This is a genomic window from Nitrospirota bacterium (assembly GCA_016214385.1).
Classification (GTDB): domain Bacteria; phylum Nitrospirota; class Thermodesulfovibrionia; order UBA6902; family JACROP01; genus JACROP01.
Genome location: JACROP010000163.1, coordinates 1 through 14,329, shown reverse-complemented (window position 1 = coordinate 14,329; position 14,329 = coordinate 1). Strand labels below are relative to the sequence as shown.

Below are 14,329 nucleotides of genomic sequence, written 5' to 3'. Positions count from 1 at the left end.
AATATCATAGTTGCCTGTTTTTGCTGTTTTATATTTTTCCTTATAAAACTCCACTTCAACAGGTGCCCATTCTTTCATTGCCTGAATTCTTACATACGGCGGATTCCCGATAACCACATCAAATCCGCCATTCTCCATAATCTCCCCGAATCCAACCGACTTTGAGTTCCAGTCAAATGGATTAATGCGACTTTTTGTCTCATCACTCCATTCTTCTTTTTCTGTCATTCCGTGCTTGACACGGAATCCAGTCCCTTTTTCCTGGATTCCTGCTTTCGCAGGAATGACGGCGGGGAAAAGGTTATCCAAAATGTCATAACCAATAAGGCTGTTACCGCATTTGATGTTATTGCTTAAAGGAGGAAGGAGATGCTGTTTCTTCGGTAATATACCCCTCTCACCCTCTAATGCTTTCAGATAAAGGCTCATCATTGTTATTTCAACAGCTTGTGGGTCAATGTCAACACCGAAGATATTGTTGCGCAGGATATTTGCCTTCAGGCGCAGCGGAAGGGCGAAGTCCTCAGGCATTGCCTTATGATAGAAATCAAAAAAGAGATTATCCTGTGTTTCTTTTGGATGCTCTCTGTAATATTTCAAGTGATAATCAATTAGGTATTGATATGCACCAAGCAAAAATGAGCCAGAACCACAGGCAGGGTCAAGGATTTTTATTTTTTCAATCTGTCTCGGCGTCTTGCCCTCAATGATTTGGCCGACAGTATTCTTAACAATATAATCAACGATATACTTTGGTGTGTAATAAACACCCCCTGCCTTTCTGACTTCTGGCTTTTCCTCAACCTTAACTCTTTGCGGAGTCACTCTTATCGTGCTTCCAAGATAACGCTCATAGATACTTCCGAGAAGCTCCACCCCGATTGCATCAAAACGGTATCTGCTTTTAGGGAAATAAAGGCTTTCAATAATATCAGCCAAGAGATTCGAATCCACATCTGCTGTCTCGCAGGCATGGGACTTGAAAATATCGCCGTTTAGGTCAGCATTAACCTCATGAAAAAGGTCTATCAGATGGGTCATTATGGATTTCCTCTTGCCCTCTTCCTTCCATTGGGCAACAATCTCCCATAGTTCCCTGTCAGGCCTGATCTTCCTGTCCTCAGCAATTCGGATAAAGATGATCCTATCGAGGAGTTTCTGGACAACATCGTTCAAGAGTTTTGCATCAAATTCATGGTTTCTTTTATGGACATCCTTCGCAAGCTCTGTCCGCCAGACTGTTAAGTCTTCGAGGAAAGATTTATCAGGAGGGATTCTGAGCCGTTTGCTCTTTGTGTCTCTCGGAAGAAGGGCTTCAAGAGATCCCTGTTCAACCCTCTCTCTGGATAGCTCCCAGAGCTTTTCGACATTATTAAGGTAGTCTGTATATTTGAAATCAAAGACGAGCCCTTCGCTGGGAAATCGCGGGTTGGGCTTTAGCGAGGCGTCAAAGAGTTTTAGTTCTTCAAAGTCTGTAAGGATGACAAAATAAACCTCCTTCGTTGACCATGCGTAACTTTTTGCCTGCAGAATATGGTTTATATCATCAAGGGCTACTGACGGAGCCTTTGCCTCGATAAAAAACTTCGTAGCTCCATTTATCCTGAAATTATAATCCGGCCTTCCTGTTGCTTCAGGAGAAAGCTCAACTATAACATCTCTTTCATGGGGCGGTTTGTGTGCCTTATTTTCTATGTCCCAGCCGAGGGCCTTGAAAAAAGGGTTTATGAAATCAATTCTTACCTGCGCCTCAAGATAGGCTTTTGAAAGATAGTGGGTCTTATCGCTTTCAAACTTGGATATTAATAACTGCAGTTTTTCCTTAAATGAATTAATAACAGACATAACTATAAACTTTTTTGTTTATGATTTAGCCTTTCTCTCCCTATACATCTTTATAAGATATTTAAATTCATCACTCTTTGCGAAGTGCATGATTAAAAGATATACTCCGATACACAGGGCAATTGTAACACTAAGAGCGCCTGCCTTCTCAAAGGTATTCGCTGCTTCCACCCAGAGCTTGCTGTGTATGATAAGCCACCCTATAAGACCCATGAGGGAAGAGGCAAAAAGAATTTTTGAAAATGACCTGAGGATGTTTCTCCCATCTATTCTACCAAGTTTTTTCCTCAGGAGGTAAAAAAGCAAAATAAAGTTTATAGAGGAGGCAAGGGCATTCGCAAAGGCAAGTCCGCCATGTTTTAAAGGGCCCATAAGGAGAAAACTGAAGACCACATTGCTCAGCACAGACAGCACTGCCACCTTTACCGGGGTCCTGGTATCCTGGAGTGAATAGAATGTTGATGTTACAACCCTCACTCCAACAAAGGCCCAGAGGCCGGTAGAGTAAAAAATAACTGCATAGGCAGTCCCTGCTGTTGCCTCTGAGGTGAACTCCCCCCTCTGAAAGAGTATATTTACTATGGGTTCTGATAGGGCTATCAGGCCTGTCATGGCAGGGACTGTTATAAAGAAAAGGAGCCTGAGGCTAAAAGAAAAAGTATCCCTTAATGCTCCTGTCTCGCCTTTAACTGCCTGCTCTGAAAGGGATGGAAGCACAGCCATTGCCATGGCAACACCAAAAATACCGATTGGAAAATGAATAAGCCTCATTCCGTAGTAAAGATAAGTGGCACTTCCATCAGGCAGATAAGACACAAAGATTGTGCTTACAAAAACATTTATCTGGGCAACACCCATACCCAGTGTGGCAGGCAGCAGAAGTATGAGCATCTTCCTCAGCCCTGAATGGGAAAAAGAAAATATTGGCCTCAGGTCAAAGCCATGCCTCATAAGGGATGGTATCTGAACAGCATATTGCAGGGCCCCGCCAAAAGTAACACCTATGGCTATTGCAAGCAGGGGGACGGAAAACTCCGGTGCGAGAAAAATGGCAGATGCGATTATGCCGAGGTTTAGAAACAGCGGCGCAAGGGCAGGCATAAAGAAAGACCTCATGGAATTCAGTATGCCCATTGCAAGGGCAGCAAGGCTCACAAAAACAAGGAATGGAAACATCGCCCTTGTGAGGAGCACTGTCATAGAAAACTTGGCTGGATCCTTTATAAAGCCAGGGGCAATAGCAGAGACGATATAGGGCGCGAGCAGGATCCCGAGGAGGCAGACTATAATTAAAATGCTCAATAAAAAAGCAAAGACAATCCCTGCGAGCCTCTTTGCCTCTTCTTTTCCATTCCTGGCAAGATGTTCTGTGAAGACAGGCACGAAAGCTGCTGACATAGAGCCTTCTGCAAAAAGTTCTCTCAGTAGATTCGGGATACGAAAGGCAATAAAAAACGCATCAGTCATGCCTGTAGCGCCAAAGACCTTTGCCAGCACCATATCTTTCACATAGCCTGTAATACGGCTCATGAAAGTTGCAATTGACATCAGGCCTGCTGCCTTTGTGACCCTTCTTTTCTCATCCATAAGCTTGACCCAAAATTGCAGATAGGGAAGACTGTCTCAGAATTTTTATCCCGAAGCATCGGGATTTATATCCTGTTTTATCCTTTTTAATTTTAAAGTTTTTACAAATTCCATAAAGTTCTTTTTGTTAAGGTGTCGTATAAAAATTCTTCACCAGCCTTCCCTATCTGTCTTATTCTATCTCTTTTTTGAGCTTGACTTTCCTGTGTCTTTAATGTTAAAAAATATGGCATTTTATCTTATTCACAAGACTTACTTCTCACTTAAACAAGGAGGTATATTTGCCAACTAAGACAGCACCAAAAAGGAATAAGTCGGCCATGAAAAGGGCACGGCAAGCTGAAAAAAGGAAGCTGAGAAACCAGTCCATCAAGTCCATCCTGAAATCACTTGTAAAAAAAGTGGAGTCAGAGGTGATCAATAAAAACCTTGAAGGAGCGCGGTCTGCCCTTGCCGAAGCTGTTCCTGCTATTAATAAGGCTGCATCCAAAGGTGTAATACACAGAAATACTGCATCCAGGAAGGTCTCACGGCTCACAAGGCTTATCAATTCCGCCCTCTCTGGAGCAGCTTAATCAGTAGAGCCTCAAGGACAACTGCTGGCCTTCCTGATGTCTTTATTCCAACATCTGCCTCATGGAGGTCTTTAAAAATCCTGCAAAAGTCCTCTTCCCTGTAAGATGGGAGAAGACCACTCAGGACTTTGTAAGTAGTATCTCTCATCTTTGCCGGTCTTTTACCTTTGCCTTCCCACAGGTTATAAAATTGCCTGTAGTGCCAGCTTAAGGCACCGAGGATAGCATAAGGCTCTGATGACCGCTCCTCAATAAGTCTTTTTAAAATCCTGAAGGCCATGTCCCTGTCAGAGCCAATTATTGCATCTACAAGGTCAAAAGAGGTGTATCCTCTTACATCCGCTGTCAGTGCTTCAATATCATGGACGTCAATGTCCTTTAAGCCTGACAGGGCGAGTTTTTCAATTTCCATAACGAGGAGTCCTATATCAGGCCCTACAAGCTCTATGAGATAACTAATCGCTCCATCAGTCATTCTGATACCCCTTTCAGATGCCCTGTTCTTTACCCATTGAGGTATTTCTGCCTCTCTTATTTTCAGGTGATAAACAACCCACTTAAAATCAAATGCCCTGGGTTCTTTCTCGGATAGTATCACCATACATGTGCTCTCACATGGTTCCTTGAAATAGGAGGCAAGCGCTTTTATGTTTGAAGAGGAGAATCTATGAAAATACTTCAATGCGACAAAACGCCTTTTTGACATAAAAGGCAGGGTTCTCGCTGCATTGATGATATCCGCGGGAGGGGTATCAGGATGAAAGACATCACAGGAAAAAACAGACTCAATCTCGGTACGAGTCGATTCCGACCTCTCTTGATATTTCAGACCAAAGACAGATGTTACTGCCTGATTGAGGGCCTCCTCCAGAAAAAAACTTTCCTCGCTCCAGAGGAAATACACAGGCTTTGGAAGGCCCCTGGAGAGCTCTAAATTAAAACCTTTATTTTGCATACCGGATAAAGAGCTTATTGATTATCTCCCTCGCAATCTCCCTGCAAGCCCTATCGGTCGCCTTTTCCTTCTCCATAACAGCATCCCTGACGCTACCTCCTGCCTTATGGGTAATCCTTACCGGAGATTCAACATCTTTTAACTCGATAATCTCTTCTCTGACTTTCAACCTGACACTAACCCTCATTACTATCGCATACTCCTGTACCTTTCCGCCTACCTCTGCAATAGGGGTCATCAAAAAATAAGTTACTGTCGGTTTGAGCTCCAGGTCTCCGCCTTTAGTGCTCATCACTCTTATCCCCTGGGCAAGAAATTCCTCTGACAGAGCCCTGTGGAGCCTCTCCTCAAGGCGTGGCTCATATGTCCTGTTGTCAACAGCCTCTATGGTTGCTGAATTAAAAGGTAAAGGGCCTGAACCTGCCAAATGATAGCCACAGCCAAAGACAGTGAAAAGTGAAAAATGAAAAGTGAAAAGTAATAAATAGAGTAATGAATATCTTAGTTTTCCAAAACTTTTAACTTTTAACTTTAAACTTTGAACTTTCATTTAACCTCAAATTACTATATTCACAAGCTTACCCTTGACAATTATTACTTTTTTCGGAGACCTACCCTTTGTATGCTCCAGAACTTTTGGGTCATTAAATACCCTTTCCTTCATAGCCTCATAAGCAAGTCCTGCAGGTATCATAAGTCTGCTCCTGAGCTTACCATTTATCTGCACAACAAGCTCAATTTCTTCCTCCTTTATGGCCTCCTCGTCCCACCGTGGCCATGCCTCATTAAAAACACTCTGTTTACCACCGAGGGCTTCCCAGAGTTCCTCTGCAATGTGCGGGGCAAAAGGAGAAAGGAGGAGCGCAGTCTGCCTCAGAGCAAAACCAAGAGCCGCAAAGTCCTCAGAGTTTTCAGGTTTAAAAGCCATTATTTCATTTATAAGTTCCATCAGTGCTGCTATGGCAGTGTTGAAATGAAAATCCCGCTCGATGTTTGTAGTAACCTTTTTGATTGTCTGATGTGTCTTTCTTACAAGCGCTTTTGAATGCTCATCTAAATCTTTAATGTCACCAATACCGCTGTTGACTTTATCTTTATATTTATAGACGAGGCTCCACACCCTACCCAGGAAACGATATGCTCCCTCAACACCCTGATCAGACCAGTCGAGGTCTTTTTCAGGAGGAGCGGCAAAGAGACAGAATAGCCTTGCTGTGTCTGCCCCGTATTTATCGACAAGATAGTTAGGGGGAACAACATTACCTTTTGATTTAGACATCTTCGCACCATCCTTTACAACCATGCCCTGGGTAAGGAGATTCGAGAATGGTTCATTCAGATTTATCAGGGCAAGATCCCTCATAACCTTTGTGAAGAAACGGGCATAAAGGAGATGAAGCACAGCATGTTCTATACCACCTATATATTGGTCAACAGGCATCCAGTATGAAACTGCCTCTCCATTAATCGGGCATTTATCAGCACGGGGTGAGCAGTAACGGAGAAAATACCAGGATGAATCCACAAAGGTATCCATTGTGTCTGTCTCCCTTCTTGCAGGGCCTCCGCATCTTGGGCACTTTGTTTTTACGAAATCTTCAACCCCTACCAGGGGAGACCCACCCTTTCCTGTGATCTCCACATCCATTGGAAGGACTACAGGAAGTTTTTCCTCAGGGACAGTAACAACCCCGCAGTTATCACAGTAAAGGACAGGGATAGGTGTTCCCCAATACCTCTGCCTCGAGATACCCCAGTCCCTGAGCTTGTAATTAACAGCCTTCTTCCCAAGGCCTTTCTCTTCAATATAGAAGGCTATCTTCTCCTTCCCTTCAACAGTAGGGAGGCCTGTGAAGGGTCCAGAGTCTACCATGACCCCTTCACCCTCATAGGCGCACTTAAGTGACGAGTGACCCTTCGACAGGCTCAGGGCAGGCTCAGTGACGAGTGACTTTTCAAGTGACGAGTGACGAGTGACGAGTGACGAGTTTTTATTATTGCTTGTCTCTTGTCTCTTGTCTCTTGTCTCTGAATTGGTCTCTTGTCTCTCGTCTCTCGTCTCTGGAACTATCACAACCTTTATCGGCAGTCCATACTTCTTCGCAAACTCAAAATCCCTCTGATCATGACCAGGTACTGCCATAATAGCGCCTGTCCCATATTCCATAAGGACGAAATTTGCAATCCATATCGGGACTTCGTTGCCGTTCATTGGGTTTATGGCATAGGCACCTGTAAAGACTCCTTCCTTTTCAACCTCGGCAGATGCCCTTAGGATATGGCCCTGCCTTTTAGCCTTCTCTACAAAATTCATTACATCTCTCTCACATGGTGTCCCTTTTACGAGCTCAGGGATAATCGGATGTTCCGGTGCAAGGCTCATAAAGGTGACACCATAAAGGGTATCCTGTCTTGTCGTATATATTCTCAGTATCTTTTCAGAGCCTTTTATAGGGAAATCCACCTCAACACCTTCACTCCTGCCTATCCAGTTTCTCTGCATCGTAAGCACCCTCTCTGGCCAACCAGGTAGTTGATCACAGCACATTAAGAGTTCCTCCGCATAATCTGTAATCTTAAAGAACCATTGTTCAAGCTCCTTCGGGATCACTTCTGATTCACACCTCCAGCACCTGCCATCCACTACCTGTTCATTAGCGAGGACGGTCTCGCAGGAGGGGCACCAGTTAACAGAGGATTTCTTTTTATAGACCAGACCCCTCTCAAACATCTTTATGAAGAGCCACTGATTCCAACGGTAATAATCAGGTTCTGAGGTATTTATCTCCCTCTTCCAGTTATAGGAGAGGCCAAGCATTTTAAGCTGGCCCTTCATGTAGTTTATATTTTCTTCTGTCCATCGGGCAGGGTGGATTCTGTGCTTGATAGCGGCATTCTCTGCAGGAAGCCCGAAGGCATCCCATCCCATGGGATGGAGCACATTATATCCCCTCATTCTCTTAAACCTTGCGATTACATCTCCAATGACATAAACCCTCGCATGGCCCATATGGATATCGCCCGAAGGGTATGGAAACATCTCAAGGCAATAATATTTTGGCCTGGATGGATCCTCTTTAACCTCGAAGAGCCCCTTTTCAGCCCAGTACTTCTGCCATTTTTCTTCTGTCTTTTGAGGGTTATACCTCTCTTCCAAATCTACCTCCAGGTATTTTCTGGTGCTTTCGGAATCTTCAACAAATTAAAGATAAAATTATCATATATGAGAACATCTTATCAAGGAATAAGAATAGGCATAAAAAAAGCCCCCCGATGTAACAGCGGGGGGCTTCTCGGGCAAGCTGAATTATTGGATCTTAACTACATTAGCAGCCTTGGGACCTTTCTCTCCCTGGACAATGTCAAACTCTACTCTCTGCCCTTCAGCCATGGTCTTATACCCATCGCCTTTAATGGCTGAGTAATGAACAAAGACGTCAGGACCATTGTCCTGCTGAATAAAACCAAAACCCTTGGCCTCATTAAACCACTTAATTGTACCTACAAACGACATGCTTCTTACAACCTCCTTTTTTATCCCGAAGCGTCGGGACAGTTTCTAAATTCCCAAGGCTAAAGCAATGGGACATGGGGAAGCCTCTCTCCCCCAAAAACACGATTACCTTATACCACAGCGCATTGACTACTGTCAAGAATATTTATAGAGTCTTTTTGTTAATGCCGCTCTACGAGTCATAGACCAGCGAGCTTTGATGGGTTTAAGAGTAAAGATGCCTCTGACTGTGTAAGCACTCCTCTTTCAACAGCAACCTCACGTACCGTCTTCCCTGTCATGTATGCCTCCATGGATATTTCAGCAGCCCTCTGGTAGCCTATTCTGGTGGTAAGGGCAGTTGCAAGTGCAAGGCTCCTCTCCATAAGCTCCCTGCATCTATGCTCATCAGCCTCTATCCCCAGGACACACCTCTCAGTAAAGGCCTTTATACCACTGCAGAGAATTTCAATTGACCAGAGTAAGTTGTAAGCAATAACAGGCATCATGACATTTAACTCAAGCTGTGAGGCCTGGGCGGCAAAGACAATGGCTGTGTCATTCCCCATGACCTGAAAACATACCATGTTGAGCATCTCAGCCATTACCGGATTTACCTTGCCTGGCATGATGGAAGAGCCAGGCTGAACAGTAGGGAGCTTTATCTCTGCAAGCCCTGTCCTCGGCCCTGAGCTGAGGAGTCTCAAGTCATTGGCTATTTTTGTCAGTGTAACTGCAAGTCCTCTTAAGGATGCGCTCAGCTCTAATGCAGGATTTACATTCTGTATGCCCTCAAAGAAATTTTCTGATTTTTTAAACTTTATTCCAGTAATCTTTGCTATCTCCCTGACTGCAAGGCCTGCATATTTTGGATGTGCATTGATGCCTGTACCAACAGCATTTCCTCCGAGGGGAAGATAGAGAAGGGACTGCGATGCAATAGTTATTCTGCCCGTATCCCTCTTCAGAGCATGCGCAAAGCCTCCGAATTCCTGACCGAGCCTCATGGGAACTGCATCCTGAAGATGCGTCCTCCCTGATTTTATTATCTTATGAAACTCTCTTGCTTTTTTTTGAAGAGCCCTGTGGAGGCCTTTAAGGGAAGGCAAAAGCTCATATTTTACTGCCTCATATGATGAAATATAGAGGGCTGTTGGTATAGTGTCATTTGTGGACTGGGCCATATTAACATGGTCGTTCGGGTGGACTAAAGAATAATCACCCCTTTTGCCAGCAAGTATTTCAATGGCCCTGTTGGCTATCACTTCATTGGCGTTCATGTTCTGGGATGTCCCTGCCCCGGCCTGATAAACGTCAACAACAAAATGGCTGTCATGGAGGCCTTTTATGACCTCTTCTGCTGCTCTTTCAACAGCCTTAAGGATCTTTTTATCGAGGAGACCGAGTGCGCCATTGGCCATTGCAGCAGAGAGCTTTACTATCCCCTGCGCCCTTATGAAACGCCTCGGAAGCCTTAGCCCACTTATCTGAAAATTTTCCCTTGCCCTCTGTGTCTGTGCGCCAAACAGAGCATTAGCAGGAACTTTCACTTCACCAAGGGTATCTCTCTCAACCCTGTAGTTCATAATCACCTCGTATTCTGAATCTAAAACAGGCTGAATTTAAAATATCTCCTGGGATTCTCCTTGATATCCTTTACCAGCTCATCTGCATTTTTGAAAAATGTCATTGCCTCTTCATAGAGCTTGTCATCTTTGAGGAGTTTTCCAGCAGAGCCTTCTCCCCTGCGAAGTCCCTCTATTATTGAATCGGCCTTTTCACTGCCCTGATCGAGTTTCTGTATAAAGATGTTGCTTTTCTGGAAAAAGGATTTCAAATCATTATAAATCTCTTTATCGTCGGATAATTTTGCAAGGTTTCCTGTATTGAGCCTCTCAAAGACCTGGTCAGCTTTTTTTGAGGTGGAAAGGAGATTGTTATAAACAGTGTCGTCAACCACAAACTTGCCCATAGTTCCTCTGCCCTTCTCAACATTCTCAATCAAATTCTTACTCTTTTTGAGCAGCATCGAAGCCTCATCATAAAGCTTTGGGTCAGAGAATAATCTGCCAACAGAGCCCTCTCCACTCGTTATCATATCCAGAACCTCCTCGAGCTGTTTTAATGTCCTGTTAAGGGCATTAAGGCTCGCTGAGGCCATTGAAAGGGTCCTGTCAATATCGCTTTCGCCAACTCCCTTAATAACTTCCTTATCCTTTATCTCTGGTTGTGATACGTCCCCTGCTGTTATCTCTATATATCTGTCTCCGAGGAGTCCTATTGTCCCTATTATTGCAACAGAATCAGCGCGAATCCTCTGCATTGCTTCCCTGTCAATCACCATCTCTACCTCTACCCCTTTTTTTGACGCTGACTCAGGGAATCTTATACTCTTTACATTCCCCACATCAATACCGGATACCCTTACAACATCTCCGACCTTAAGTCCGCTCGCTGAATCTAAGTATAGGCTGAGCTGTGACTTCTTGCTAAAAATCGTAATCCCCCTGCCAACCTGAAACACAAAAATCATGAAGATGGCGAGGCTCGCAATAACGAAAATGCCAACCTTCATCTGGCTCCAAGCAATGTCTTTACTTTTTTTCATGTTAGACCTCCTTTTTTCTTGTTTCCCATTTCCTATTTTAACTGAGAGCCAAGAAAACTCCTGACCCGTTCATCCTCTGACATGGCAAGTTCATCAGGGGTACCTTTAAAAATCAATTCCCCCTCATGAATAACCGAAAGGTCATCTGCCACCATAAAGGCATATTGGAGCTCATGAGTAACCACTATCGAACTGACGCCCTTCTTGTCCCTGAGGTCTCTTATGAGCCTGCAGACATTGTGGGCATTTGTCGGGTCAAGGCCTGTGGTCGGTTCATCATAGAGTAAAATCTCTGGAGAGGATGCTATGGCCCTTGCTATGGCAACCCTCTTTTTCATACCGCCACTCAACTCTGAAGGCATCATATCTATGGCGTGTTCGAGTCCGACAAAACTCAGGCTCTCAATGACCTTCTCCTCTATCACATCTTCGGCTAAAGCCAATTCCCTTAACCTGAAGGACACATTTTCCCCAACAGTAAGAGAATCAAATAGGGCATTGCTTTGAAAAACCATACCCATCTTCTGTCTCACCCGGTAAAGCCCTTCCTCAGGCATTGTGGTGATATCTTCGCCATCCACAAAGACCTTTCCTGAATCAGGCATGTAAAGGCCAAGGATTATCTTAAGGGTCATTGTCTTGCCAGAACCACTTGCCCCGAGGATTACCATAATTGAACCTTTCTTGAGTGCAAGATTTATGTCCTTAAGAACCATCGAGTTTCCTAAGGCCAGCGATACTTTACTGAGTTCTATAATCATAGTATCACTATTGTCCGCTAAAAGTTTGAGAATTTTTCTTTTGTCGTCATTCCCGCGCAGGCGGGAATCCAGAAGATACACTTAAAGGACTGGATTCCTGCTTTCGCAGGAATGACATGAAATGGCTCATTAAACATTGCTAATGAAAATTATGTATTATCAACGCCTTTACAAGGTTTATCGGACACTAATTTCATAGTATGGCAAAAAATAATTTGGTCATAAAAAAATCCGTAATGAGGATTAAGATGCAGGACGCAACCACAGACTTAGTTGTAGACCTCCCTACACCCTCAGTGCCTCCTGTGGTTCTCAGCCCTACAAAAGAGCCTACCATTGCAACAATAAAACCGAAGACCACGGGTTTGGAAAAGCCTGAGATTAAATCAGGATATCTAAGGATATCAAAAACCTGATTCCAGTAAAAAACAGCCCCTAACTTCAGGGTAAAAATCGCTATCAAAGAGCCGCCGAAAATTCCCACTATATCGCACAGCACTGCAAGCATTGGAAACATAATTATACACGCCACAAGCCGCGGTGTTACAAGGCGCTTAATCGGGTCTGTGCCTTCAACCTTCATTGCATCTATCTGCTCTGTGACAACCATTGAGCCTATCTCTGCTGCAATGCCAGAGCCCACCCTGCCAGCGACCATAAGGGCTGCGAGGACAGGGCCAAGCTCCCTCACCATCGAGAGGCTGACAATTTTGCCCACGTATATAGATGCGCCGAATATCTCAAGCTGGGTCGAAGTCTGAAGGGCAAGGACCATCCCTGTGAAAATACCTGTAAGCACAACAATAAAGATTGAACCAATCCCAATACCGTCCATCTGAAAAATAATTTCATGTACATACCTGGGTTTTTTGAATATATTGAGAAAAGCCTGAAACGAGAGCAGTGAGAATTCCTGAACCACAAGTAAATATTCCTTAACTTTCTCGAGGACTGTCATCAATCTCTGAATCTCTCATAAATCTTCTCAAACTCTATGTGGACGTCCTTGAATGCCTGGAGTATCCTGGGGTCAAAATGATAAGGCATTGTTCTGTCATCGCCTTCAGTAATAATCCTGTAAGTCTTTTCGTGATCAAAGGCAGGCTTGTATGGCCTGTTGCTCCTGAGGGAGTCATACTGGTCTACAAGCATTACTATCCTGCCAACTATCGGGCTATCCTCTCCCTTCAGCCCCTTTGGATAGCCTGTGCCGTCCCACCTCTCGTGATGCGTAAGGGCGATCACCTCTGCCATCTTAAGAAAGTCTGACTCAGAGCCATGAAGAATCTTCCCCCCCATAGTTGTATGAGTCTTCATTACATCCCATTCCTCAGGTGTTAGCTTCCCTGGCTTGAGAAGAATACTGTCCGGGATACCTATTTTCCCGACATCGTGCATCGGGCTTGCGTAGAATATTGTTTCATATACCTCATCAGGTAGCCTGAGGTGTTCTGCCAGAAGTCTTGAATAATAGCTTATCCTTTTTATGTGGGTAGCTGTATCTTCATCTTTATATTCTGCCGCAAGGGTAAGCCTGTAGATTGTCTCTATGTAGCCGAATTTTATCTTTTTATGAGCATTGTCAAGGTCTTTAAATGCCTCTCTCAACTGGATAGTCCTTTCTGTGACCTGCTCTTCAAGAATCCTGTTGTGGTCTTTGAGAAAGTCTCCATACTCTTTGACTTTCAGGAGGTTTTTTACCCTTAAACTCAATTCCACCCTGTCAACTGGTTTTGTAAGAAAATCGCTTGCCCCTGCATCAAGGCCTTCGAGCTTGGACTCTCTGTCTGCGAGTGCAGTGATCATAACAACAGGAATATCCTTAGTGTTTGAATCAGATTTGAGTCTGCGGCAGACTTTATAACCATCCATCTCAGGCATCATGATATCGAGAAGGATAAGGTCAGGTTTAAAATCCTTTGCCCTGGAAAGAGCCTTTACTCCATTCGTGGCGCTTTCTGTTTCATAGCCTGCGGCAGTCAGGAGTGAATCCAGAAGTCTCAGGCTTTTCTCTTCATCATCCACGACAAGAACTTTTGACTTTTTAGGCTCTGCCATCAGCAACCTCACTTTAAATTAAAAAAACGCTTTATGCAAACTCAATTTTATCACTAATATTAACTACTTGCTACTGTTTTTATCGGTATCACAAAACTGAATTTCGATCCTTTGCCTGCCTCGCTCTCAACCCATATCCTCCCGCCATGAAGCTCAACAAGCCTCTTTGAAATGCACAGCCCAAGCCCTGTCCCTTCATACTTCTTTGTTATAGGCGATTCAAGCTGCTGAAAGGGTTGAAAGAGTCTTTTCTGGTCTTCTTCTGATATCCCTATGCCTGTGTCCTCTACGCTGATTTCGACCATGTCAAAATCAGCGTCAGGGGTTGGGGATTGGGGGTTGGGGATTGGTTTTTGTTCACTAGCCCCTAATCCTAAATCCCTAATCCCTTTTCGTTCAGTTACCCGCACGCTTCCCCCGTCAGGCGTGAATTTTATGGCATTGCTT

Annotated in this window: 13 protein-coding genes; 1 reads left to right on the top strand and 12 read right to left on the bottom strand. The window is 44.2% G+C overall.

Going from position 1 to position 14,329, the window contains the following annotated elements; translation table 11 throughout:
- A partial coding sequence (locus tag HZC12_10105) for an N-6 DNA methylase (protein MBI5027057.1) occupies positions 1 to 1,845 on the bottom strand: 1,845 nt, incomplete at its 3' end.
- 18 nt (positions 1,846 to 1,863) lie between these two features.
- The gene (gene murJ, locus HZC12_10100; GenBank protein MBI5027056.1) at positions 1,864 to 3,432 is read right to left on the bottom strand and encodes a murein biosynthesis integral membrane protein MurJ; all 1,569 of its coding nucleotides are present in this window, start codon (positions 3,430 to 3,432) and stop codon (positions 1,864 to 1,866) included.
- A 320-nt stretch (positions 3,433 to 3,752) separates the two neighbouring features.
- On the opposite strand from murJ, the gene rpsT reads away from it, so the two are divergent.
- Positions 3,753 to 4,007, top strand: coding sequence for a 30S ribosomal protein S20 (rpsT, locus tag HZC12_10095; GenBank protein ID MBI5027055.1), 255 nt, complete (start codon positions 3,753 to 3,755; stop codon positions 4,005 to 4,007).
- Here rpsT and holA read toward each other — a convergent pair.
- The 10 genes from holA to HZC12_10045 form a co-directional block, all read right to left on the bottom strand.
- Complete coding sequence (holA, locus tag HZC12_10090; GenBank protein ID MBI5027054.1) at positions 3,979 to 4,962, bottom strand: DNA polymerase III subunit delta; 984 nt, start codon at positions 4,960 to 4,962, stop codon at positions 3,979 to 3,981. The genes rpsT and holA overlap by 29 nt on opposite strands.
- Positions 4,952 to 5,512 (bottom strand): hypothetical protein, encoded by a 561-nt coding sequence (locus tag HZC12_10085; GenBank protein ID MBI5027053.1) that lies wholly within the window; start codon positions 5,510 to 5,512, stop codon positions 4,952 to 4,954. The genes holA and HZC12_10085 overlap by 11 nt, the downstream gene beginning before the upstream one ends.
- 6 nt (positions 5,513 to 5,518) lie before the next feature.
- Positions 5,519 to 8,119: a leucine--tRNA ligase gene (locus HZC12_10080; protein MBI5027052.1), complete on the bottom strand. Its 2,601-nt coding sequence runs from the start codon at positions 8,117 to 8,119 to the stop codon at positions 5,519 to 5,521.
- A gap of 150 nt (positions 8,120 to 8,269) precedes the next feature.
- The gene (locus tag HZC12_10075) at positions 8,270 to 8,476 is read right to left on the bottom strand and encodes a cold-shock protein (protein ID MBI5027051.1); all 207 of its coding nucleotides are present in this window, start codon (positions 8,474 to 8,476) and stop codon (positions 8,270 to 8,272) included.
- A gap of 179 nt (positions 8,477 to 8,655) precedes the next feature.
- Positions 8,656 to 10,041, bottom strand: a complete 1,386-nt coding sequence (locus HZC12_10070) for a class II fumarate hydratase (protein ID MBI5027050.1) — start codon at positions 10,039 to 10,041, stop codon at positions 8,656 to 8,658.
- A 20-nt stretch (positions 10,042 to 10,061) separates the two neighbouring features.
- The gene (locus HZC12_10065) at positions 10,062 to 11,063 is read right to left on the bottom strand and encodes an MCE family protein (protein ID MBI5027049.1); all 1,002 of its coding nucleotides are present in this window, start codon (positions 11,061 to 11,063) and stop codon (positions 10,062 to 10,064) included.
- Between the two features lie 32 nt (positions 11,064 to 11,095).
- On the bottom strand, positions 11,096 to 11,821 hold the full coding sequence (locus HZC12_10060) for an ATP-binding cassette domain-containing protein (GenBank protein MBI5027048.1): 726 nt from the start codon (positions 11,819 to 11,821) through the stop codon (positions 11,096 to 11,098).
- A gap of 196 nt (positions 11,822 to 12,017) precedes the next feature.
- Positions 12,018 to 12,782, bottom strand: coding sequence for an ABC transporter permease (locus HZC12_10055; protein MBI5027047.1), 765 nt, complete (start codon positions 12,780 to 12,782; stop codon positions 12,018 to 12,020).
- Complete coding sequence (locus HZC12_10050) at positions 12,782 to 13,882, bottom strand: response regulator (GenBank protein ID MBI5027046.1); 1,101 nt, start codon at positions 13,880 to 13,882, stop codon at positions 12,782 to 12,784. Before HZC12_10050 ends, HZC12_10055 begins: the two co-directional genes overlap by 1 nt.
- 59 nt (positions 13,883 to 13,941) lie before the next feature.
- A partial coding sequence (locus tag HZC12_10045) for a hypothetical protein (GenBank protein MBI5027045.1) occupies positions 13,942 to 14,329 on the bottom strand: 388 nt, incomplete at its 5' end.